The organism is Photobacterium iliopiscarium (assembly GCF_003026395.1).
GTDB lineage: Bacteria > Pseudomonadota > Gammaproteobacteria > Enterobacterales > Vibrionaceae > Photobacterium > Photobacterium iliopiscarium.
This window is the reverse complement of record NZ_PYOO01000008.1, coordinates 60,785-86,420: the sequence shown is the minus strand read 5'-3', so window position 1 is coordinate 86,420 and position 25,636 is coordinate 60,785. Positions and strand designations below refer to the sequence as shown.

Below are 25,636 nucleotides of genomic sequence, written 5' to 3'. Positions count from 1 at the left end.
AGACACTGCACTTATGGATAAAATATGACTGATGTAATTTCTGGAACATCGTTCCCTGCCATAAAAGGCATACAAGCAGATACTGAATTTTACACAGTGATGTGCCCACTCAAAAGATTAAAACGAATATTTACATTTGATGAGAGTACATTACCAGTAAAAGATCGTGCACAAAGAATTTTAAATCTCGATCGTATACCTGAAATAAGTAACTATATCTTAGAAAATAGAGATAGTTATGTGTTTTCTGCATTGACCGCATGCATTGATGGTGAAACTGAATTTACACCAATTGGAAAAGGTAAACACCAACAAAAAATTGGTACTCTAACCATCGATGATGATGCAGAAGTTTACATTACTGATGGACAACATCGTAATGCAGCAATAAATGAAGCACTGAAACAAGATCCATCTCTTGGAGAGGAAAATATTTCAGTTGTATTTTTTGTTGGGAAGTCTTTACCAGAAAGACAAAAAATATTTAAAGACCTCAATTTATATCCGGTAAAAACTGATAGTTCTCTAAGTATCACTTACGATGGAAAACCAGACGCTCTTCTATCTAAGAATGTCGTCTTTGAAAGTAAAATTCTATCTAAATTGATACATATGGAAAATAGTAATCTAGGCAAACGTTCAAAAAAATTAGTTAGTCACAGCGCATTAAATAAAGCGACCAAAGAACTTTTTGATGTAATCAATGAGAACACATATAAAGAGCAAACTTTCATCGCTCGTGAATTTTGGGAACATCTTGTTGATGTAATTCCTGCTTGGCAGTTAGTTTATAAAGAACAAGTCTCTGGTGGCGAAATAAGAGAAGAATCAATTCATGCTTATTCTGTCACATTTCAAGCCCTAGGTATTGTCGGTTACTGGTTGCTAAAGAATGATCCGTCTTGGAAGAAAACGACTAAAGCATTAAAAGATATAGACTGGTCAAGAAATAACAAAGAAGATTGGGAAGGTAGATGTGTTGTCAATGGAGCCATGCGTAACTCGTCTGTTGCGATGAAGCTAACAGCAAATAGAATTAAACATTATCTCTCAATCCCCTTAAGCACGAAAGAAAAAATTGAAGAGACCAAATTCACACAAGCGAATCAGAGCAAGTAAAACTAATTATGACAGTAAAAACTCAACCAGTGCGTTACTCAGCCTTTAACGAACTTGGGTTCAAAGAAACAATTCAACATTTAGTAGCAAAAACAAAAGAACTTTACCTAAAAGATGATATTCCTTGGGTTATTGGCTACAGCGGTGGCAAAGATTCTACTGCGATTGTACAAATTATTTGGAATGCTGTTTCCGAACTCAAATCTGAAGGAAAAGCCACAAAACCAGTTCATGTTATCAGTACTGATACACTGGTTGAAAACCCTATCGTTGCTATTTGGGTTGACCGTTCGCTTAAACAAATGAAGAAAGCAGTTATTGAGCAAGATCTACCAATTCAGCCTCATAAACTAACCCCAAAAACAGAAAATCGCTTTTGGGTTAATTTAATAGGTAAAGGCTATCCTGCTCCACGTTATAAGTTTCGTTGGTGTACAGATCGTTTAAAAATAAGTCCATCAAACACATTCATTCAAGATGTAGTAAAAAAGAATGGTGAAGCTATTCTTGTTCTTGGTACACGTAAACACGAAAGTACCATACGAACAACTAGCATGGAAAATATTGAAAATCGTTCAGATAACACCCGTAAAAATGATGGTTTAAACGTCAATACACAACTAGATCGCGTCTGGGTGTATACACCAGTAGAAGATTGGACGAATGATGACGTTTGGTCGTTTCTTACACAACAAAAAAACCCTTGGGGTTATAAAAACACAGACTTACTTGGTATGTACCAAGGGGCTACCGATGGCGGAGAATGCCCCTTAGTTGTAGATCAATCAACACCAAGTTGTGGTGATAGTCGTTTTGGCTGCTATGTTTGCACCATGGTTGGTGAAGATAAATCTATGGCTGCAATGATTGCAAACGATGAAGAAAAAGAGTGGATGATACCACTACTGGCTCTTCGTAATGAAATTGATATCAATGATTCAAACAAAGACAAAAAAGCTAATAAAATAGCGAGAGATAAACATAACAGGGACTTTAGAAGAATGAATGGTAGCCTTACTGTTCATATCAGTATGAAGGAGTTCAGTGAACAAAAAGACTTAACTGATAGCGAAGATATTTTTGAGTTATTGGCACAATATGAAGATAATACAGATTTCAAATACGAGAATTTACCTGCAGATATTGTTCGTGGTCCATACAAACAAGCATTTAGAGAATCAATGCTACGAAAAGTACTTCAAGCACAAATAGAAGTCCGTAAATATGGTCCAACCGATGTAAAAAATCTTGAGCTATTAGCTCTAGAAGACTTAGAGGAAATCCGCCGTATATGGGTCGATGACAAAAATGAAGCTGAAGATAGTCTACCACTAATATATACAGAGATTACAGGGAAAAAATATCCAGGAGCCCAAAGAGCTTATAGCCCAGTGGTAAATCATAGTATTCTTAGCCAGTTGAAAAACTTTTGCATACAGTACAATGACCCAGATGAACTTAAGTATCAGCAACTTAGAAATCTTCTTTCTATAGAAGATAAATATAAACATCAGTTGAGAAGAGCTAAAATTTCTGATGAATTAGAAACAACTATCGATAAAGGTGCATTTGAAAGTATTGATAATGCTCGTCGTTTTGCTTTAGCTAAAGTGAAAAATGAGGCTATTGTAAAGTTAAATCGATTACAAGCCGTAGGGGAAGCAACCGATTTTCTACAAAATATTGTCAATAACTTACAAATACTAGATGCAAAAAAAGAACTTAGTAAGGTGAAAAAATATAGTGCTTATTATTCAGAAATTATAACTACTGACTATAAGCCAGATGAAATATTCTCATTAGAAAAAAAATTAGTTCATGGCTTAATTAAACTATACGAATACTATATATACCAAATAAATAAATCTTTTGCCCTACTCGATAAAAAAGCCACAGAAAAACAAGAAATTAATGATCGCAATGAAAAATTACTCGCGACAGACACTTTAATTGCAACAGGAAGCAACCAGTGATTTTTGAACAAGTAAAATTATACAATTTCGGTATTTATCAAGGTGAACATATTGTTGACCTTAATGTTACTGATTATAAAAAACCTGTTGTTTTATTTGGCGGTTTAAATGGAGGTGGTAAAACCACATTTCTAGATTCATTCCAATTAGCTCTATATGGGAAAAACGCTAAGTGCTCTAACCGTGGGAAATTATCTTATAGCGACTATTTAAAACAAGCAATCAATCGATACAGTGACGATAAAACAGCTTCTGTATCCTTGTCTTTCCGTCATACACAAAGAACTCAAACAAAAAGATACGAGGTTATCCGTTCTTGGGAAATGAATTCAAATAAAGAAATCACAGACAAGATCCAAGTTTTAATTAACGGAGAATTAGATAAATTTTTGACAGAAAACTGGACTGATTTTGTATCAGAATTTATCCCTCATAGCATGTCTGAATTATTCTTTTTTGATGGCGAAAAAATTGAAGATTTAGCAGATCCTATACGCTCAGCTCATTTTTTAAAAACAGGAATCGAGGCGTTATTAGGTCTTGAATTATTCTCTCAGCTATCAAAAGATCTAAATAATCAAAAACGTCGACGTCAAGAACGTAATTTAGATAAAACCGCGAGTGAAAAAGTTGAAGTCCTCAAAAATAAAAAAATGCTTCTAGAAGAAAACTTACTCACTATAGAAGCTAATATACAAAAAACATTAGATGAGCAAAATAAATTATCAACTGAACTAAAAGAAATCGAGATCCAAATGCAACATTCTGGCGCTAATTTATTAGATGATGTTGAAAAAATCAAATTAGAAAGAGAAGCTACAGAATCAAAACTAAAAGCCATTGATCACAACTTAATAAAACTCGCAGCAGGAGCACTACCATTAGCAATTGCTAATAGTTTAATGTATGAGACAAAAACACAGGCAATATTAGAAATAGAAGCAAAAAGCTTTGAAAATGCCCAACAGCATATAAAAATACAAAATAATGAGCTTTTAAATCGTCTATCGGAGTTACAAGGTAATGATATTACAAAGCAAGTAGAATCGCTGCTTGATTCCATCTACCAGAATTCAAGAAGTAACTTAGACCAAGAACAATACTTAAATATTAATCCAATCATTTTTGATTTTGCTGAAACTTCAATTGAATCAGAGAAGAGTGAAAGTTTAGTACTTTTAAGCCAAAAGCAAGATCTAAAAGAAACCCTTGCTCTATTAGATAAAAAACTAGATACCGTTCCTGATTCTGAATCGGTCAAAGAACAAATTAAAGCAAAAGGTCGAGTTGAGGCGACTATAGATCACTATAAAGCCTTATTAAATGATCTTATGGAAAATATGGCACAATGTAAATGTCAGCTTCATGACAATGAAGCTCGTTTAGATGCAACATTGATTCAACAAAATACTGAAGACTTCGAAAGCCAACGAAACAAACAGGTTGCAGAGCACTTAGTTGAAATGAAAGATATTATTGATGGGTTTAAAACTAAATTAATTCAAGAGAATATCTCAAAATTAGAAACACGAATAAGTAATAAATTTAGAGCATTAGGAAGAAAATCTGAACTCATATCTAAAATTAATATTCACCCAGTGTCATTTAAATTAACGCTTTTAGGTATTGATAGTAAAGAAATAGACTCCAAGCGACTATCTGCGGGTGAGCGTCAATTACTTTCAGTAGCAATTCTTTGGGCTCTTGCTGAATTGTCAGGTAAAGAAATACCAACAATCATTGATACGCCAATGGGACGTCTTGATGGACAGCATAGAACTAAGCTTATTGAAAATTATCTTCCAGAAGCAGCTGAACAAGTAATACTGCTATCAACCGATGAAGAGATTGCAGGGAAATACTACCAAAAATTAAAGCACTCTATCGCTAAGGAATATCATATCAGTTATGAAGAAAGTGCGAAGACATCGACAATTACTGAAGGCTACTTTGGGGAATCGGCATGAGTATTGAAACTGTTCGCTTATCGGAAAAAGCTAAAGGCCAATTAATTACCGTAAAGAAGAAAACTAAAATTGATAATTGGAATGTTCTTTGTCGATGGGCATTAATGCTTTCACTAAAAGAAGAAGGTATCCCACCACATGAGGATATTATCACCAACAGTAACGTAGAAATGACGTGGAAAGTCTTTGGTGGTGAATTTTCAGATATTTATTTAGCAGTGCTGCGACAACGAATAAAAAAAGATTATGGGATAATTGATGAAGGTGAACTTAATTATTATTTTAAGCTTCACCTTCATCGAGGGATTTCTTATTTATTAAGCAAATCAAAAAGTATTAATGAACTAATAAAACTAGCCCTCTAGGGCTAGTTTATTCTATACATTATCCTTTAAACCGTTTTCTAAATCATCTTGAGCAAATGTATATTGTTGATTTTTAATATCTAAATATAATTTACGCGTTCTTTTAATTTGTTGTTTACTATTCGGTGATATGTGCACTAATAATAACTCATTAAGTAGGTTTGAAAACTCTCGACTCGTTTGCATTTTTAACTTCCCATCATTAATAACACAAACACTAGACCATGGTGCATCACCTAACTTCCAAGAAAAAGATTTTAGTTTATCTAAAGCATCTTCCCAAGTAATTAATTCTTGGTCAATTAAATTACGAATTGATGTAGATACACATCTTTGAACAATACCTTTTAGAAAAGCCTCTTCAGCCCCTGGAGCTGCTTTATTTTTTCTTAAGCCTCTAATATCATCTAATTTTTCAACTTTGATAGGTAAGTTACCACACGCATCAAAAAATTGAATAATTCGCTCCGAAATGATCAGGTATGAATCTTCTAAATCATCGTCGGTAGGTCTTTTTGATAAGGATATTCCTTCTAAATTAGTTCCAAAAGAAAGCTCTTTAACCATCTCATAAAGCTGTTTTATTGATGTAACTGCTCTTTTATCATTATCTCGAACACTAGTAGCAAGAGACAACTCACCAAACTCTCCTTGCTTAGTAAATACAGATACTCGCCCATCTTGTTTAAAGAAATCATGATCACTAATCAAGCGGCGAGTTAAAATAGCAAAACCATCATCTTCATCCAATGCTAGATTTTCACTTTTCGTTGTACTCTTAGCATTTTTATTAATATTAGTAAATAAACGCCTTGTTTTTTCTTTTCCAAGTTCAGTATCATAATGACTCACTAAAATGACACTAATTTCTTCTGCGCCTAATTCTGGATCCTTTTTAATAGCATCTTTTATTGCTTTTAATCGATGCTGTCCATCTAATGCAAAATATTGCTGTCCGCCATCAAAAGTTAAGACCCCAAAACTATTATCTAAACCACGAAGGTAATCTTCACTATCTTCCATCCTAACAGGCATATATTGAGGATCCCCCCCATATGCAGCAACAATTAGAGACCCTAAAAATCGATGTTTTGAACGAAGTAAATAATCTGTAATTTCCTTAGTCCTTTCTGAAATGCCTCTCTGAATTAATGAGTTAAGATCATCATTACCACCAAGTTCATAAGCAAAATTGACTTCCTTCGCAACTTGTGCATATTTCATAATACAAATATAATAAACCCAATCGCCAACTTTTGCTTTTAATGCGGGTATTAATGTTTTATTTGACATTTTAATTCCTTATATTTTAAAATTTCATTCAAATGCAGGAGCAACTTTCTTTCGATCAATAGTTGCTCTAATAGGTGATTTAAAAGCTTGATTACCTGGTGGATTAAATAAACAAATTAATCTTTTCTCTATATCAAGAATCTGCTCACTTGATGCATCAACCATAGTGATATACCAATATTCTAGAGCCCCTAAATTAAGAATTTTTTTTAACCTACTTTCTCTATTTGATGGTCTAGCTTCTGTCCAATGGACACTAAAATTCTGATTTATTAATTTTTTATAGTCACTATTAAATCTTTTAAGAATACTACTCGACCCTTTTGCTGCAGAACCGATATAAACAACATAACGAAAATTTATAATCTCTTTATCATGTTCAATGGAAAATTCAGGTTTCCATATGAACATATAAATCCCTTTAGTATCAGGTATAGTTCCTGAAGAAGCAGCAGAAACTGCAGCTATTTTCTCCCAACCATCGCCACATAAAAGAATATCATCGCCAAGAGCATTACAAAACCTTAAATCTTGCAAAAACTCCATAGGGAAATACATTTCTAATGGGAAGCTTTCACTGGTTTTATATCTTGCTAACTCTTTTTCCATATATAACCACTTAATAAAAAATATCTAAAGGAATTAACTCTTATATAAAATAAGCACATAGTAACATTCATCTACTATCCACTATCTAAACAAATAAATTATTTGTGATTCAATTCTTACTTTTATTAATTTTATTTTGTAGTGAAAATAGAAGATAAGAAATACTACCTTATTTGAACCACATCACTTCAATAAAATAGTAAAAACATAACTCCAACACTTCAATAATCTGAAGTGTTGGAATAATTTTAATCATAGTAAGTACTAATAAATAGCTTATCAGATATCTTTAATTTCATATTTATAAAAATATCAGCAATCAAATTATATACTACTTAAATGCAAATTCTTGCACACTGTATCCTTATTAACTTACCTTCTGACTTAAGATAAGCATCTCCTTTACCATTCAGTACTTCAGCGCCTTGTTCATCTAAAATAACACGGCTTTCTGTGCCATTTTTAACTCGTAAGGCTAGCTGAGCAGGTAAATTAGAACGTAAATTTGTGCTAATTACATCACCACTAGGTTTTTGGGTGGCAATAATTAAGTGAATACCTGCAGCACGAGCTTTTTGTGCCAAACGTTTCAGTTCTGCTTCAATGTCTTTTTTCATTTCTTTATCAGACGTAAGATCTGCATATTCATCAAGAACTAATACCCACCAAGAAATACGTTCCTCCTTACTTACCTTTGCATTGTAATCAGGTAACGAGCGCACATTTTGGGCTTTAAACTGCTTGTATCGTGATTGCATTTCTTCGACAGCTTGTTTTAGTAGTTCTAATGCATCGTCATCATCAAAGCCAATACGTCCAATCAAATGCGGATAATGCTCAAAATCATTAAGTTCAGTCCCTTTAGGATCAATAAGCATTAACTTAAGCTCTTCAGCACTATAGTGTTCTACCATGCCATAAAGAATAGTATTCAAAGCTTCCGATTTACCACTACCTGTAGTACCACCAATAAGTAAATGAGGACAGTTTGATGATGAAAAATTTAGCTTAATTACTTCTCCAAACCGATCTTCACCTAATGGAACCTCAAGAGCGCCTTCTGGTCGCTCCCAGTTCGGCCAAATATCATTCTGATCGACAAAGTAACGCTGTTCTTGACTCTTAGGAACATCAATAGTTATACAACCTCTATCGATACCAAAGCCAATATCTTGCTCTTGCTCTAATTTCAATGCCAATTTTAAAGATTGAGATTTAGCAAAAACATTTTCTGGTTTATCACCTAAGTTTAAACCAACCCTGAACAATATCGACGCGGGTCCTTCAATAAATGGGTCTACATTATCGGGCTTGAGCAGCGTTATTTTATGACTGTAGTAACAATCAATAATTTGCTGATATATCGATTCTAACTCTTCAACTGACATTGTTTTTCTAGCTGACTTTACAATTTCACCTAATGATGGAACGTCATTAATGATAGCTATCCCATCTTCAATTTTAGGCCTACCGTCTAACTTCAAATCTTTATTATCACCCTCTTCAATGCTTTCAACTTGTTTTTCAGGCACATTTTTAACAGTAAGAGGCTGGACAGCACAATCATTTGGCAGAATATATCGTTTATCAATATAGTGAAGTTTAGCCTGAGTGAGTTCAGAGAAAAGAGTTCGCATTGGTGTTCTCACCCAATACCCTAAATTACCCATGGGTAACTCTACTTTAAGTATGTCATGAACTTTAGTAAACAATGCCTTACTAAAATTACTATCTTCAACGTTTACGAACAAAAATCCCGCAGGATAATCCACCAATTCTGCTAGTTGATAATTTCCTTGTAGCCAAAAAGCATTATCACTTTCAATACTATCAAAGTAACCTTTTTCATAAACGTTATATAACTTGTACTTATCTATTTGCATCAGTACCTGACGCATGAATAAACCACGGTAGAGATTTCCTGCCAAGTTCTGTTGTCCAAGCAATGACTCGAAGTATCGCTTTAACTCTTGTGCTTGTTCTACACCCTTACTATGAGTCTGTCTTTTACCTGCTTTCACTTCAACAGGCAGTAAGATCATTTGTTTATCTTTAAAGCCAACAAATAGAATATCATCTGAAATTACGCCTTTTTTAAAACCTTGAGCATGGCGTGATAAGTCACTATCAGACATATTTAGCCCTAGATTTCCGGCAACACGCACAATCTCAGCAATAGAAAGAGGCACCCAAGTAATATTTGAATCAGCAACTAAACAGTTAATAAACTTGTAGGCACAGATGATCCCACGCTTCTCTTTTCGTTCTTTATCGTTCGCAGTAACTAAATTAAGTAACCACTCACCATTGAATGCATTAAATTCTTCAATGATGCCACCTTCATCATTTTCTAATACTTTGTGGTATAGATCAGTTTGTTTAGTAACCGTTATCGCATCGTAATTAACTGAATTTGTATAATTATCTGAGTAATGGATTAAAACCATATTCTTTTGGTTTTCAAAAAACTCCAACGTCACTTTAGGGTCGATGATCGTAGTCCAAATAGAGTTTTCGTATGCCCGCTCTAATAGCACTTTAAAATTTTCAGTTACTACGAGTGCTTGCGATTTTGCATCGCCATACTCTTCATGTTGACGTTTAGCTGGTTTAACGAGCCCACCATACTTAGCAGCTAACTTTAACTGCGGCGCACTGTCTAAATCGACACCTTGCAATCCAAATGCAGTATAATAACTACCGTTCTTATTAGTAGCTGCTTCTCCCGGCATAAGTCCGTTACTGACCACTCCAGACGTTTGTTTTAAAACATCAACGTCTGTTGCCTGAACACGTTCGTTATTTTTGAAAAAACTCATATGAGCATAAGCTTGCTCTTTTTCACCATTTTCATGCTTATATTTACTATAAGTTAAACGTGTTCTCAATAGTTCAATAATACTATCAGCTTGCCCTTTAGCTGAACCTTTATTTAATTCGCATAAGTCTTTTAGTTCATCATACGTTTCGGCATCAGCAAACTTATCAAACCAGCTATCACTTTCTTCCTTGTCGTATAAATTAACGTGAATTTTAGTAACTTTGTCTTTTTGAATCTTTATGAAATCAATTAGACCTAAAAATATTTCTTTGTTTTCACTGTTATTTACTGAATTAACTATTAATGTAGTCTTACTGCCTGCAACAAATAAGTGATTAAAAGCTACGGAAAATTTACTAATTTTATCCTTCACTAAACTACGCACATAGTCATAGCAGCTATCTTTTTGTGGAATTAATTTCGACCAAAAGACATTTTCTTTTATTGTCTGGTTATATGAAAAATCATTAACAGGATCATAAACAAAAGGAAGTAAGCCTTGTGCAGTTAGTCTTTGAATCGTGACTGGCGGTAGTGTTACAAAACTCTTTACTGTATCTTTGTCCTCTTTTAAAATAGCAGCCAAATTTGCATTATAAGCTAGTACCAACGGATGATATGGCGTAATAAAAGTCTCTCCCTCAATACCAGCAAAGCCTATATTCATTAGTTGCTTATGCTTAATCTGCAGAGGAGCATAATATGGTATCTTATCTATCTCTGTTTGATAAATTGTAACTATTCGATTTACTAATTCTGTAAGTGTACTTCCCCAACTTGATAAACTAAGCAATGTTTTATCTTGTATCATAACCTCAAACAACTCGTTATAGGCATCAGAAAGTACTGGAAAATTCTCATATAAATCGGATATATGAAGGTTATCTCCAGTTTCACTAATTGCGAGAAGTCGATTATCAAGTAGCTTAGCTTCTTGCTGAAGTAACGATAGACGCTTCCCCTTTGGAGCGACTTCTTTATCATCAATAAGAACTTTTTCTTTAATTCGGTTATATCGTCCAAAGTAACCATCATCAAAAAGATATTTATGACGACTTTGATCTAACATTAAAGGTAATGATAATGAATCAGATGCAACCTCATCTTCTACATTAAAAATTAACTGACTATCCCCGCCTTTAACGATAAAACGAATATCATCAGAATCACGCGAAAGTGCTTTGAAATCGACTATTCCAGTAATTGTCGTATCAAATTCTTGATCATTCTCAGTCAGAATACTCCTATCTGACAAAGCGCTAATTCTTAAACTTAGTTCATCAGTTTGAAGAGTTAACCATTTGTTTTTTGAATCAATTAGATAGGTATGTCTAAAAGCATCTTCGTAAAAATCATTTTTACGAATAAGCAATACTCTAAATCTATGAGTTTCTTGTGGCTTGTCAGTTTTAACTTGGAAGGAAAAAAATCGCGCATAACCATCAAAAGAACTTGTAAGGATAGCTCGGCTACGAATACCTCCAAGATTTTTAATAGCTAATTTCACAGGAGGCTGTTTTGAATTATGTTGAATCTTACAAAAACTATCTCGTAACTTCCTATTTAAGAAACAAAGTTCCAATTCGAACTCATATTGTTCAGGCTCTAATAAAAATATGATGTGCCTTTCTCTAGAACCCGCCCCTTTTTCCGATTTAGATTTATTCAGAAACTCAGTGTAGGGCGCCTTAACACTTTCCAACTCTAACAAGTTTGTTCGATTTCTAGCTTGCTCAGCAAAACACTCACCAAGATCTAATTTTTCTTTATATTGTTCTATATTCTCATCAGGAAAGTGCTCTTTTATAAATTTCTCACTGAAATCTAAAGCAGCTAATTTATCTTGTAACTCATTAGAAAAATGGTGCGTTATAAACTCCAACTTCTCACTTAGCTCTTTATTATCCTTGAGGCGTTGAACTATTTGATCCCCTTCCCAATCCTCTTCTGAAAGCTGTTTATCCTTTAAAAGCCCAAGCTCGTTAAACTGTAGGTCACCATCTGCAATTGCAATATAAAGCTTTTCAAAACCAAACATCGTTGCATTATCATCTTTGATTTCATCAAAATGATAATTTAGTAAACATTCTGATATTTGAGTTTTTTCATCATGTTGGTCGATTTCGTCACGCAATAAATCTCTAATATTTTCCGGATGCCACACAAAGCCACTCTGAGCAACATCTTCAGTAGAATTACGTAGAGTATCCAACATCGAATTATGAATGATAAGCAATGCTGTTCCTTTTGCAGAGCCCTCCATTGTGGAGACTTCATCTCGCAAATGAGCGATATAGTTTTCAGTAAAGCTCTCACATTCACAAACAGGAATGAGCTCAATATTTCCATACTTAATGGTCTTTAGCTCTATACCTTTAATTTCAATATTACTATCCGCAATATCTAAAAAAGCACGGTATAAGTTCAGTCCCTTTTCATTATCAGGACAAGTAAACTGATAACGAAATCCAACTTTTAACTCAGCTTTTGCCCATTTACTAAAATGAGTAACCAAAAAATTATTAAACTGTTGGTCTGACATATACTGCATCTCCACTATCACTCATTCTCTCTACGCTGCCCATACGTTCATAAAAATCAACTAAGTTCTGCTGGCTTTGTTTATCAAAATATACTCCCCTCGCTTCAAACTCCTTAATCACCTCATGAAAGCGAAGTTTATCTTTTTCACCAATTGCGAGATTAGTCAGTAGTACAATATAATCCTGGTTGAATACTAATACGTTCCCTCCTCGCCTTCTATTTTGAATAAAAGGATTTAGAATATTTCGCAAAGTGCCTTTGACCGCTGTATTACTATAGTTAGCTAAACGACCTTTTTTTCTGTCAAACTGAGCATGAGCAACTTCAAGTAACTGACTCAATATCACATTTTTATCTTCACTACGTTGCCAAATTTGCTCTTGGTTATACCACTTCCGTCCTGTACGGTCGGTGATAAATTCTTCACCAAATTGATTTAAACCATCAATATGACTATCATTAATTTCTTCAAAAAGTTTCCATAACGGCTGTACTTTATTTTTATCTTGTAAGACTTCATTCATAAAAAGATATGGGTATAAATACTCCAAGTATCCATGAAGCTGATCGTAGCCATAATTTTTAACTTGCGTTCTTTCATTACTTGCTTTTTCATTATCTAAAATAAAAAAACAGGGCTTACTTTTGGGCTCACCATGAGCCCAATCCTTAATATTAATTGCCATCTGAGAAATATATAGGAACCCATACAATCGTATAACCGAGTTAAAGTTATTAAGAAGATAATGTGGCTTATTATTTAAAAACTGCAAATCTTTTTTAAAATATTCAGAAATAAAAGGAAGATAACTTATCGATTCTATAGGTTCTTCTTTTTTACCTGATACGTGAAACTTATCGAATTCTTTTTTTATAACTTTCTCTAGAAAATTAAGATTCGATACAGAAGAGCTTTCTAGCATAAATCCATTCAAAATTCCCGCGTACATATCGCCAAGCTTTTTACTATTCGTATCAAGCTCATCTTTAGTTGCTTTAAAAATAAGTAACTCTGGAGATATTTTAAATAACTCATCATTATGAAAGTACATACTCTCGATAACATCCCATAGAGCCATATCATCACTTTCCAAATTCTTTAAAAAGCTTTTTCTACATAATCCTTTAAACTCGTCAATATTCTTTGTAAAAAGAGATTTGTTATATAAAAGGTGAACAAAATAACCTAATAAAGAATCCCAACAAAATTTATAGTGTTTATCTTTAGTTCTTAATGGTAAAAATGAGCTAAATGCATTCTTGTTAGGAACAGTAAATTTTTCTTTAATCATTATGTAAGCCACTCACTTCATACTTGTCATCTTCATCATCAACCACCGTAATATGTTGGTTACCATTAATGATATGCAATGTGGTTTCTTGACTAGCTATTTTTGATATATTTTCAACAAGTTCATCCAATAGTACTATTGTATTTTTGTCATGTTTATTTGGTCGGTATCCATCGCCTATTCTTTTCATTATCTGTAATAAATTAATATTAACGGGTAAAGTTAAACTTTCACTCCCAACAGTAATACAAGCAGTAAAATAAGAAACTGAAGTCTGGAACTGTTTGGCCACATTTTTTAAATCTGGTTTGATATCTAATTTTGTGACGAGTTGATAACCATTCTTTTCAGAAATCAAATAGTGACCTTTCCGTAACTTAGGCGCATTACGGTTATTATATTTTCTAATTGCTGTTATTAATATTTTATTGTAAAAGTCTCTAATGATACTTCGACATTCATCACTATTATCATAGTCGCGATGTTTTTGATAAATAGTTATATATTCATCTATTAATGACTGACTGAAATCTTGAGAAAATTTCATGTGGTAATTATTAGAAAAATCTTCATTTTGTAATATATAGAACAACCTTAAATATGATTGACTGCTATTACTGTTGTTAACACCTTGCTCAGTTAGATGGCTTTTAAATTCTTCAAAATCAGAATCAAATAGCCCTAAATCATTAGCTAATATAAACCTATCAATTTTTTTTGTGCGCAAGTTAGCTGGATCGAATGCTACGATTTTATTAGCGAGCTCATTATCACCACCAGAAAAAAGATTATTGAACAAATAATCAGGACCTGCGATTAACATAAAAATGAAATCCAATAATGAACGAGCTGTCAAAAACTGCTCTTTCATCAAACGAGCTTTAAACAACAAGTCTATAACGGTACGTTGGGTTGCAGGTAAACTTAAGAGCTCATAGTTTGCTTGTATTCTTCGTGAATCGGGATCTGTGTATTCTAATCTATCTTTATCAAAAATCTGGCGTATTAAATTATCTTCATCAACGGTAAGCCGCTTTAATAACTTTTCTGCGAAAACAGACGTATAACCATTTTCATCAATAACAAACTTTGGATAACGTTCAAAATCTATAAAGTGTATTTCATGTCCATTATTACCAGTTTCTAAGTAATTTTTTATTGTAGTTCTAAATAATTCATTACAACCTTCTTCGGAATAGTTGCCCAACATTCCAGTGTTAATACCAACAACTAAAGGTTTTGATTGAGATAAAAACTCATCAAAAACTTTATCTAAAGTCTGAATCGCATTTTCACGAGGATCAAAACTATGTGTTGCATCTAAATGAAATTTTGCGCGTGTATTATATTTTTGTTTACAATCAGTAAGCAATTCAGACTTACCATCACCACTACTTCCGCAAAGAAATAACACCTCTGGTTTATTGGCAGAAAAACTTGAGATTAATTTCTCAACATCTTTTGCAATTGGCATATCTATATAAAGATAAGCTTTTATTTCGTCAAGTTTGCTTTTTTTTTGCTCTAGTCTCTCCGTCGATACAGCATAGGGAGATGACTTCGACAGCACACTCAATGCTTCTTTTAATCTCATAACTTACTCATATATCTAATCGCTCTACTTTGACAGTTTCATTATCTAAATGGGCTAATACCTGTTATTGCACAACACATTAAGGGGAAATTACCTAATATATTTTAAATAGAGATTACCCTTTTTATTCAAGTTCTTAAACTAAAAATCAAATATGTACAAATAAAACATTACTCAATAAATTGCTTTATATTCATAAAATATAAGAATTATAACGTCTAAATTCTAAGCTATAGTTAACTTTTTGTTGACTACTATGCATCGCATTATAATTTATGTATGAATAATAAGAAAAATGAATTTCAGTGAATATGATATTGCTCTCGTTTTATATTCAATACAAAAAAAGCTTGTGATTCACATCACAAGCTTTTTAAAAATCTACTTAAATCAGTAGAGAACCAACACCTTAAGTGCTTCTTTTGACTGCCATGCAACTGCAATTTCTCTTACGGTATAACGTCGATTTGTTTGAGGATCAAAGCATGTATCGTGAATGTTCCCTTTCTTGTTTGCATTTAGCATATATTTACACAATTCAGCTTCATCTAACTCTGCTGCGAGCATCAACGGTGTAAATCCTTTAAGGGCCATATCATGCTTAGCATTTACATCAGCACTTTGATCAATGAGATATTTGGCAATTTCACGGAAACCTTCAATCGACGTATTCTGTAAAATACTATCAATTTCAATCGCTTTAATCTTATCCATTATCGAATTATATGTAGCGTCGCTTTCTTTTTCACGAAGATATTGAATTAACCCTTCTTTATCATGTGGGACCAAACCAACGTTATTTGCCATAAGTGATCGTAAATTTAAATCACTAAATTTAGTCTTTTCAGCATGAATAGCAGCTGTTATTGGACGCTTATGATGAATCAACAACCCAATACATGTGAATAGTGGTGTTTCAAAACCAACATCGTGTCGTTGATCTATATCAGCCCCTAATTCAACAACTTTCTTTACGATATCTAATCGCCCAGTTTGAATCGCACATCCTAGCGCTGTTAGTTTTCGCTTAGCTGTGATTAAGTTTACTGTTTCTGAAGTATGTCGCTTTGCTGCGATAGCATTAAACATACGCTCTGATAAGTTTTTAATTGGGAATCTATTAACTTGCATCGCTTGCACAGCCATCAAGAGTGCACTCTCATTTGATGTTTTTGCTATTTTATCAACATGTGCGCCAGCTTCAATTAATGCATCAACAGAATCTTCATCTGCATTCCACGCATAATAAACTAACTGTGGCATTCGCTTAACTAAACCACCATCCATACCGACAGAAATAACTTTATCTGGATTTTTAATATCTAACTTATGTTGTTGATCATCAAGAACGACACCATAAGGTACTGCTGAAAAATCAGGGTATACCGCACCAGGAAAAAACGATTCTTTTGTAAAATATGAATTGAAGAATTGTGCATAGGCATCAATTTCCCAAGACTCAATGACTTCTGTTTTCTTCTTTTTAGGATTGGTAAACTCTGCAGGTAAAATTTCAAAATGAAATAATCCAGAGATATTACGTAATCGATTAATAAAAGCTTTATCTGGTATTGGTATTCTAGTCGCTATTAAAATCGCTTCTTTTACTATTTTTTGAGTCGCTTCATTATTTCTATATAAAACTTGTTCAAATGCTATCTTATACATTTTTAAAGCTTCATCTAATTCACCACAATGGAGCAAATAACGACCAGTCATCCAATAATAAAAATAACTCATTTCATTATCTTTATCGTATTCTGATAAATAATTATTCACTTTTTCAAGTAAGGTAATAATTATCTGCTTCTGTTCTTCAGAACGAGGATATCTAAGCGCCAGTAATCCAAATAGCTCTTGATATAAACAACAAAGATCAAAATGTCTCTCTGCAGACTTTTGATTTAATCGAACTAAATCATCTACTGTTGTTCCTGAAATATGTTCGAAATTAACATTTGACAAAAATTCTCTACTACATAATTCTGAATTAAAAAAGAAATAATCCCATATTCTTGCAGTCAAAAATAGTTGTTTAATATTAAACCAATAAGCTTTATTTTTATCATCACCTAATTCCGATATACTTAAAAGTGTCGGTAACTCACCTTTTCCCCACATCCTTATACGATCACGTTGTTCTTTATCTAACGTTTTTAGATATGATACCCATTCTTTATTATTACTTATATAATCAAATAAATAAGTTATTGCTGTTTTATTGGTTTTTGCCAACTCATTAGGGGCTATACCTATACTCGATAACATAGGGTCACAAATGCAAGCAACAGCACTTGCTAAAACTTGTTGATTAATGATCTGTTGAGAATCTTTAAAACATACACCATCTAAAGGAATTGCTGTTAATAAATCAAGATAATACTCAATAAACATCTCATCAAAACCATCTAATATATGTTCCGCATAATTTTTATTTATATAAAAACTCAAATTTTCATATATTAATTTTCGCTTAAAATATTCAAATCTAAATGGTGATATAACTAAATTAAGACAACTACTATCCAAATTTTTTTTTAACTTTACAAAATTTTCACTTTCTATTCCATTATCTTTATAACTAAGTCCAAGTGATTTAACAAACTCACGAAGTAATACTTGCAAGCTAAAGTACGGTGTTTTATTCATTTAAATTATCTCGTTAATTTCTGAATATCATTCAAAAAATTCTTATATGCTCGTCGATCACTAGGTGAAGTTGGAACAGTTATTCTTTTACCTTCAGGAGAATGTAACTTTCCATGTTTCCGACCTGAAGTATAAAGCCATTGATTACGTAATAAATTTATTATTAGCTTTTGAATATCTTTATTATTACTGTATTTTTTCATGATAAAAGTGGGCTATTGATAGCCCACTCCATTATGCTACTATTTATTATTGCCAGTTACTCCAGCCTTTTGAGCACGAGCAGCAAAGCTACCTTTAGACACTTGACCACCATTCGCTTTTGCTTGAGATGATTGAATACGTGATGCCGCAGCGGGTGTCATTGGTGTTTTAGACTTAGTCATTTTTTATCTTTTAACCTTGTTGTAAGAAGTATAGCTATCCTACCTAGTCATTTAAAATCAAAATACAACGTGATTGGCTAAAAAATTTTTATTTCATTATTTGTTTAAAAACTATGACGTCCTGACACTCTTTCCAGCATCCAATCTGTTATTTTACTCTCGACCCAAGCCACAGCTCTACCGCCTAACGATACCGTTTTAGGAAAGCACCCTTCTGCCATGTGGTTATAAATACTTGAACGTTCTAAACCTGTTACGTGCATGACTTCTTTTAAGCGGATAAATCTCATGATGAATTCCTTTAAGTTGTTTCATTCATCAAATTGGCGGTGTACGTATTTTTTAATTACGCCCACAAGACTTCATCACTCCGCTTTACCTCACTGCCCTTATAAATCCAAAATCAAAGAAATTTCAAATACATATCATCCTTGTGTAGAAGCCCATTAAGCATAAGGAATCAAGGCTATGCACAAACCAAACGACTATGTTATTCATACTCCTATGACAGCAGATCAAGTATTAGAAAAAGCTGCACAATAACTAACCATGCTTACAGCTCAGCAACGTTTAAATACATTAACGGGCAAGCATCCCCTAGCAGTTATGGTAAACTCAGTGATAAGTATTTGTATGTAAGCGATCGCAGCATTACCAGTGTGGATAGGAAATACCGTCCACCGTTATCGTTTACAGTAAATTTTAGTACCTCTGGTTGTACTCCATAGGTTAACTAGAAAAATAAAGAGTATAAAAATCAAATGAGTAGTCAAACAATTCAGTGGTTCCCGGGCCATATGCACAAAGCCCGTAAAGAAATTGAAGAGGCAATGCCAAAAGTCGATGTGATCATCGAAGTGTTAGATGCCCGTATTCCTTTTAGTAGTGAAAACCCACTGATCAAGTCGTTCCGTGAAACTAATGATGGTAAACCTGTTGTTAAAGTACTGAACAAGCGTGATTTAGCTGATCCGGAAATGACCCAATTATGGATCAATCACCTCGAAAAAGAACAAGGCGTAAAGGCAATTGCTATTACGACGGAAAACTTAAACGAAGTGAATCAAATTATGGATCTCTGCCGTAAGCTTGCGCCACAGCGTGAAGAAGCGGGTAAGAAAATTCGTACGATGATCATGGGTATTCCTAATGTGGGTAAATCAACCATCATTAATACCCTTGCGGGTCGTACTGTTGCAATTACAGGTAACCAACCTGCCGTAACGCGCCAGCAGCAACGTATTAATTTAGATAATGGTATTTTACTGTCTGATACTCCTGGGATTTTGTGGCCAAAAGTAGAAAACCCGCACAGTGGTTTCCGTTTAGCGGCAACCGGTGCGATTAAAGATACTGCCATGGATTATATCGATGTTGGCTTCTTTGCTATTGAATACTTAATTCAAGCCTACCCTGATTTGATCAAAGCACGTTACAACCTTGATGATGACTTACCTGAATCTGCAATTGAATTAATCGAGGAGATCGGTCGTAAGCGTGGTTGTTTAAAAGGCGGGGGTCGTGTTGATTTACACAAAGCCTCTGTTATTTTGATTAATGAATTACGTAATGGCACCTTAGGTAACATCACACTTGAACATCCAGACATGATCACTGAAGAATTGATCAATGTTGCGATTGCATCTGAACGTAAAATAGAAGAAAAGATTAAGAAAAAAGAAGAGCGTCGCAAGCGTTACCTTAAAAATAAACGCTAAGTAATAAAACAATATTTTTTTACACAAGTTTTAATAGTCACTTCTATCTGTTTATTAATTTATATCTGATAGAGTGACTTTTTTTATGCTTTTAATAAACCCAGATATAAAAGAAAAATTTTTATTGGTCAGCATTAATTTTTTTCGTATTAAATCTGAAATTACGACGCTTCAAACTCAATTACAACACTAATGATTTTATTGTTACTCATTGATTTATTCACGCAATAAATAAATCTAACCCATTCAATAATAAGTTCTTTTGTTGATTCATTATTCTATTGAAAGTATGTGATTAAATTCACCTCTAAGCATTTTTTCTATACAGATAAGATTATAAATAAAAGCATCATTTCGGATTAGTTTTTCTCATTTTACTCACGTCACCGTTACGTGAATAATCGCTTCGCTTTCAGTCGGAAGCAAACTTAAACAGCACTGTCTCTTCCTCCCTCCTGCCTTTTTCGGTCGGCGGGTTTTTGACTACTCTTTACAGGGTTACTCCTTTATATAAAGAGACAGATTATCTAAACCGAATTTAATGTGGAGAGTACGGTAGTGCAACAAACCACTACTTGTCATAAAAGTAACGGCATGCTTGTGCCCGTTGCGGGACTAACTGTATTTGCAATCGCTTCAGGCTACTTAATGAGCTTGATCCCACTATCATTAGCAAATTTTAATATTGATAGTAGTTATGCCAGTTGGTTAGCGAGTATCTATTATCTTGGTTTATTAATAGGGTCATTAATGATCGAACCTATTATTGCTAAAATAGGTCACCGCATTGCCTTTATTAGCTTTCTTACATTATTAGCGTCAACGGTTGCTGTATTACCTTTGTTTCCACATAAAGAACTATGGCTATTTTCACGTTTAATTGCAGGTATGGCTGTAGCTGGTATTTTTGTTGTTGTTGAATCATGGTTATTGATTGGCGACAGCGCAAAAGAACGAGCTAAACGTCTTGGTTTTTACATGACGTCATTGTACGGCGGTACAACTATCGGTCAGCTTGCTGTGGGTTACTTTGGTGTACAAGGTTTTGTACCTTTTATCGTGATCTTAGTCCTATTATTGATTGCTATTTTGCCACCCTTGTTTATTAAGCAAGGTCAGCCAGATAGCCACGGACACCAAGTGCTTTCACTTAAACAAATTTCACGTTTAAGTAAGCCAGCAATTATTGGTTGCATCACATCAGGTGTGGTGATGGGAAGTATTTATGGTTTGATGCCATTAGCGCTTAAAGCCAGCTCACTTTCTACCAATCAAGTGGGTGTATTAATGGCGGCGATTATTCTTGGCGGCATGGTTATTCAGCCAATTATTAGCAAGCTTTCTATTGTAATGAGCAAAACGTTATTACTTGCGTTAATGTCATTACTTGGCGTGTTTGCAATGGGTTTAACCTATTTGTCATCAGATTACATCATGCTAGTTAGTGCATTAGCGTTGTTAGGTATGTCAGCATTTGCGTTGTACCCAATTGCGATTACGCTAGCATGTGATAATTTAGATTCGTCTTACATTGTTGCTGCCACCCAAGTAATGCTATTTAGTTACAGTATTGGTTCAGCATTAGGTCCTATTGGTGCGAATAGCTTTATGGCGAAACAAAATGGTTTGATGAATTTTTTCTTTATCGTACTACTAGCAACCGCTATTTATATGCTATTTGCAAGTTTACAACGCAAGCCTCAAGTATTGGCAAGCTAATACACAGTATGCGTAAAAAGGGCACAATGGTTAATACCGTTGTGCCCTTTTTGTTATGTTTGTTAATTAGTTTGGTTGATCTTATTTTACCAATGCCGCAGCACCAAAGACACCTGCACTATCACCTAAATCTGGCTTCACAATCTGAGTGTTTAATTCACCATTAAATAAATGTGGCAATATGGCTTGCTGTGCTTGTTGGTATAAAGCATCGATGTTACCCACACCGCCGCCAATAACTATTACATCAGGATCAAGCACATTGATAATCTGTGCAGCAGCAATACCAAAGTAATGTGACATTCTGGCCAATGTTGCTTGAGCGTGAAGATCATTTCCAGCGGCGCGCTCCACTATTTCTGGTAATGGTAATTCGACGCCAGATTGTTCAAAGTAGAACCGTTCTAAGCCTTTACCTGAAATAACGGTTTCTAAACACCCTGATTGACCGCAATAACAAAGGGCGCCATTAGGCTCAATAACATTATGCCCCCACTCTCCTGCAATGCCATGGCAACCATATAAACCTTTGCCATTGACAACGATACCCGATCCAACACCGGTGCCCATGATGATACCAAACACAACTTCTGCATTTGGTTTTACACGTTTCGCCGCACCAAAATGCGCTTCGGCTAAGGCAAAACAATTCGCGTCATTCGCTAATATAACTTGTGCATCTAATAACAGAGAAAGATCTTTATCAAGCGGTTTGCCATTAAGCGCGGTTGAATTACAATTTTTCATTACGCCATGATGAGGATCTAACGTCCCTGGCGTACCAAAACCAACCGCTAAAGGTCGTTGACCTAATTGTTCAGCACATCGATCAATCAGTAATTTAATCTGATTTAAAATATGGGCATAGCCTTGATCGCTTTCTGTTGCTATACGTTCTCTGACAATACATTTATCGGTACTACGTTCAATCACTGCACATTCAATTTTAGTGCCGCCTAAATCAACACCCCAGTAATAACGATCCATTCCTACTCCACTGCGATTTTATTATTTTCAGTTATTATATTAAGCCATAGTATTAAATACTGCGACGCTGTCGAAAAAACACTCAATCACCATGCTTATTAGCCCTATTTAAGACAATAATTTGTGTATTTATTCGGTTAATGCAACAGAAACACATTTTATTGCAAAATATATCTTGTAGCGAAGCGATAATATTTTAAAGTAGCGGTAATTATCATCGATGCGCAATTACGCGTGGTTTACAGTAGTACTTAATGAATAAATACCGCCCTTATCTTGATGTACCACTTTGTATATCAATTCTCCTTTTGATCACTTTTAGTTCATTAACAGTATGGAGTGCAAGTAGCTTTAGTGTACCTATTATTGAACGTCATCTGGTTCGAGGTATGCTTGCAATTGGTGTATTGATTTTAATGTCAGCCATTCCTCCGGCAACCTATCAACGCTATGCACCTTATTTATTTATTGTTACTGTAATTTTCTTACTTGGTGTCTTTGTTCTTGGTGACAGTACTAATGGTTCTCGACGTTGGTTAGCCCTTGGCCCTATTCGTTTTCAACCCTCAGAGTTAGTTAAGATTGCTGTTCCATTAATGATTGCATGGGTATTAATTGCAGAAGCGGGACGTCCAACGCTCAAAAAAGTACTTATTTGCCTGATGATCACCGCTATTCCTGCGGGACTTATTTTTATTCAACCCGATCTTGATGGCGCTATTTTTACTATTTTGTATGCCTTATTTGTACTTTACTATGCAGGCATGAGCTGGAAGCTAATTTCGACAGTATTGGGGATTATTGGTGTCATCATACCGCTAGCGTGGTATTTCGTGATGGAGACTTACCAAAAAAAGCGTGTATTACAGTTTCTTGATCCTGAATCTGACCCTCTTGGTTCTGGTTATCAGATCATCCAATCAAAAATTGCCATTGGTTCTGGCGGCATACGCGGTAAAGGCTGGACAGATGCAACTCAAGGTAATTTAGGGTTCATTCCAGAAAGCCATACTGACTTTATTTTTTCAACCTTTGCTGAAGAATGGGGATATTGGGGTAGCGTCTTTTTATTGGGGATCTACGCCTTTATGACGTTTAGAGTGATTTGGTTAGCAAATCAATCAGAATCACCATTTTCACGCTTAGTCAGTGCCGCTTTCGCGTTAAGCTTCTTTCTTTATAGCTTCATTAATATCGGCATGGTGAGTGGCGTATTACCTGTAATGGGAAGCCCGCTGCCTTTCTTTAGTTATGGTGGTTCAGCCATTATTACGCAAGGGGCAATATTTGGCATGATCATGTCACTTTGTCTGCGTAAAAAGTCTATTTGCGCACCAGAGAAATAAATTCATTAACGCTCAAATTATAAAGTAAAAAAGGCCAGCGATGTTTATTTCAACATCACTGGCCTTTTTATTGCGCTGTTTTTATTACCACAATTTTTATTAAATAACAGGCTCTTCAATAACAGCCTGTTTTAATAGCATAGATTAACGCTCAGAAGCGGCTTCTGTTGCAATTTTCAGCGCTGGCGATGTAATTTCTACACGACGGTTTTGCGCACGACCTTCAGCCGTTGCATTGGTTGTGATTGGATGTTGTTCACCCATACCTTGTGCTGTCACTTGGGCAGGATTTGTCACGTATTTGGCTAACTCAGATGCCACAGCATGAGCACGCTTTTCAGACAAGGCTTGGTTATAAGCCGCAGTACCTGTATTTGAAGTATAACCTGTCACAACAATAGTGGCGCTAGGGTAACGCGTTAAGCGTTTAGCCATTGGCTGTAGTGCTCTTTCATTCGCTGCGGTTAATTTATACTGATTAACACCATAATCTAATGATAATGTTGAAGGCTCAATAGTCACTGTTTGCGCTATTGCAGGCGCGATCGTATCAACTACCGGTGCTGCACCCCAGTTGTAAACAAGGCTTAGACCATAGAAGTTAGTATCAAAGTTATACGCTAAATCAGTACCACGAGGCTTTGATGATAAGTCATGGTAATACTGATACTCTAAACGTGTTGATAGATGATCGGTTAATTGATATTCAACACCTGCACCAACAGTGCCCACAAGGTGATCATCAGTATCACTTACGCCATTGCCATGGTAAGCCGTTAACATATAACTACCACCCGCTTTCGCGAATAAGCCCCAGCTATCATTAACATGCCATGTTGCTTTACCTGTTAAATCAAACGCGTGTTGCTTAATATTTTGATGATTAACTTGTGCATCACCTAACCATGTATAGCCTGTCTCAACGGCGAACCATGGTGTAATGTTATAACCTGCAAAAATACCGGCACCAAGATCGTTTTGTTTTAAACCAAGATTAGAAGCATGGTTATTCTGTTCAAAATGAGAATAGTTAGCATCACCTAAACGAACACCAACATAATAAGGATTAGCAGGTGCCGCTTGAGCAACACCAGAAATAAGAACAGCAAGAGGTAACAGTGCAAAATATTTATTAAACATGCGATTTACTTTATAGTGATTAATATTAAATAAGTTATGAATGCAATTATCTGCAAACTTAGCTAATAATGCCAAAATAGTATTTCATTGTCATACGTAAATAAAAATAAAATC

At 34.6% G+C, this 25,636-nt stretch carries 17 protein-coding genes; 7 read left to right on the top strand and 10 right to left on the bottom strand.

Translation table 11 applies throughout. From position 1 onward, the window contains the following. Positions 1–24 precede the first annotated feature (24 nt). Genes dndB through dndE form a run of 4 tightly spaced genes read left to right on the top strand, consistent with a single transcriptional unit; the run spans position 25 to position 5,424 of the window. Complete coding sequence (gene dndB, locus C9J51_RS12800; RefSeq protein ID WP_107275199.1) at positions 25–1,119, top strand: DNA sulfur modification protein DndB; 1,095 nt, start codon at positions 25–27, stop codon at positions 1,117–1,119. 8 nt (positions 1,120–1,127) lie between these two features. Next, on the top strand, positions 1,128–3,092 hold the full coding sequence (dndC, locus tag C9J51_RS12795; RefSeq protein WP_107275198.1) for a DNA phosphorothioation system sulfurtransferase DndC: 1,965 nt from the start codon (positions 1,128–1,130) through the stop codon (positions 3,090–3,092). Beyond that, a complete protein-coding gene (gene dndD / locus C9J51_RS12790; protein ID WP_107275197.1) occupies positions 3,089–5,059 on the top strand; it encodes a DNA sulfur modification protein DndD in 1,971 nt (656 codons plus the stop codon). The genes dndC and dndD overlap by 4 nt, the downstream gene beginning before the upstream one ends. Continuing rightward, positions 5,056–5,424 (top strand): DNA sulfur modification protein DndE, encoded by a 369-nt coding sequence (dndE, locus tag C9J51_RS12785; RefSeq protein ID WP_045039847.1) that lies wholly within the window; start codon positions 5,056–5,058, stop codon positions 5,422–5,424. The genes dndD and dndE overlap by 4 nt, the downstream gene beginning before the upstream one ends. 12 nt (positions 5,425–5,436) lie before the next feature. Here dndE and C9J51_RS12780 read toward each other — a convergent pair whose 3' ends face one another. The 8 genes from C9J51_RS12780 to C9J51_RS12745 form a co-directional block, all read right to left on the bottom strand. After that, positions 5,437–6,717: a DNA sulfur modification protein DndB gene (locus C9J51_RS12780; protein WP_107275196.1), complete on the bottom strand. Its 1,281-nt coding sequence runs from the start codon at positions 6,715–6,717 to the stop codon at positions 5,437–5,439. A gap of 24 nt (positions 6,718–6,741) precedes the next feature. Next, entirely contained in the window at positions 6,742–7,326 is a 585-nt protein-coding gene (locus C9J51_RS12775; RefSeq protein ID WP_045039846.1) for a hypothetical protein, read from the bottom strand. Positions 7,327–7,661: 335 nt separating this feature from the next. After that, positions 7,662–12,689, bottom strand: coding sequence for a DNA phosphorothioation-dependent restriction protein DptH (gene dptH, locus C9J51_RS12770; RefSeq protein WP_107275195.1), 5,028 nt, complete (start codon positions 12,687–12,689; stop codon positions 7,662–7,664). Beyond that, positions 12,670–13,983, bottom strand: coding sequence for a DNA phosphorothioation-dependent restriction protein DptG (gene dptG, locus C9J51_RS12765; protein ID WP_107275194.1), 1,314 nt, complete (start codon positions 13,981–13,983; stop codon positions 12,670–12,672). Before dptG ends, dptH begins: the two co-directional genes overlap by 20 nt. Then, positions 13,976–15,577 carry a DNA phosphorothioation-dependent restriction protein DptF gene (dptF, locus tag C9J51_RS12760; RefSeq protein ID WP_107275193.1) on the bottom strand — a complete coding sequence of 534 codons (1,602 nt, stop codon included), beginning with the start codon at positions 15,575–15,577 and terminating at the stop codon, positions 13,976–13,978. The genes dptG and dptF overlap by 8 nt, the downstream gene beginning before the upstream one ends. Positions 15,578–15,967: 390 nt before the next feature. Continuing rightward, positions 15,968–18,226, bottom strand: a complete 2,259-nt coding sequence (locus tag C9J51_RS12755) for an ankyrin repeat domain-containing protein (protein ID WP_107275192.1) — start codon at positions 18,224–18,226, stop codon at positions 15,968–15,970. A gap of 242 nt (positions 18,227–18,468) precedes the next feature. Continuing rightward, complete coding sequence (locus C9J51_RS19520; protein ID WP_164838153.1) at positions 18,469–18,612, bottom strand: hypothetical protein; 144 nt, start codon at positions 18,610–18,612, stop codon at positions 18,469–18,471. A gap of 104 nt (positions 18,613–18,716) precedes the next feature. Continuing rightward, positions 18,717–18,902: an AlpA family transcriptional regulator gene (locus C9J51_RS12745; RefSeq protein WP_045039843.1), complete on the bottom strand. Its 186-nt coding sequence runs from the start codon at positions 18,900–18,902 to the stop codon at positions 18,717–18,719. Between the two features lie 471 nt (positions 18,903–19,373). Here C9J51_RS12745 and ylqF point away from each other — a divergent pair, with 471 nt between their 5' ends. Both ylqF and C9J51_RS12735 read left to right on the top strand, forming a co-directional pair. Then, positions 19,374–20,330 carry a ribosome biogenesis GTPase YlqF gene (gene ylqF, locus C9J51_RS12740; protein ID WP_045039842.1) on the top strand — a complete coding sequence of 319 codons (957 nt, stop codon included), beginning with the start codon at positions 19,374–19,376 and terminating at the stop codon, positions 20,328–20,330. Between the two features lie 558 nt (positions 20,331–20,888). Further along, a complete protein-coding gene (locus tag C9J51_RS12735; RefSeq protein ID WP_197076365.1) occupies positions 20,889–22,049 on the top strand; it encodes an MFS transporter in 1,161 nt (386 codons plus the stop codon). 81 nt (positions 22,050–22,130) lie between these two features. Here the strand turns inward: C9J51_RS12735 and C9J51_RS12730 are convergent, their stop codons facing one another. Next, positions 22,131–23,036, bottom strand: coding sequence for an ROK family protein (locus C9J51_RS12730; protein WP_045039841.1), 906 nt, complete (start codon positions 23,034–23,036; stop codon positions 22,131–22,133). Between the two features lie 254 nt (positions 23,037–23,290). Between C9J51_RS12730 and rodA the strand changes: the two genes are divergently transcribed. Continuing rightward, entirely contained in the window at positions 23,291–24,382 is a 1,092-nt protein-coding gene (gene rodA, locus C9J51_RS12725) for a rod shape-determining protein RodA (RefSeq protein WP_045037685.1), read from the top strand. Positions 24,383–24,526: 144 nt separating this feature from the next. Here the strand turns inward: rodA and C9J51_RS12720 are convergent, their stop codons facing one another. Beyond that, positions 24,527–25,522, bottom strand: a complete 996-nt coding sequence (locus C9J51_RS12720; protein WP_045039892.1) for an outer membrane beta-barrel protein — start codon at positions 25,520–25,522, stop codon at positions 24,527–24,529. Positions 25,523–25,636: the final 114 nt, after the last annotated feature.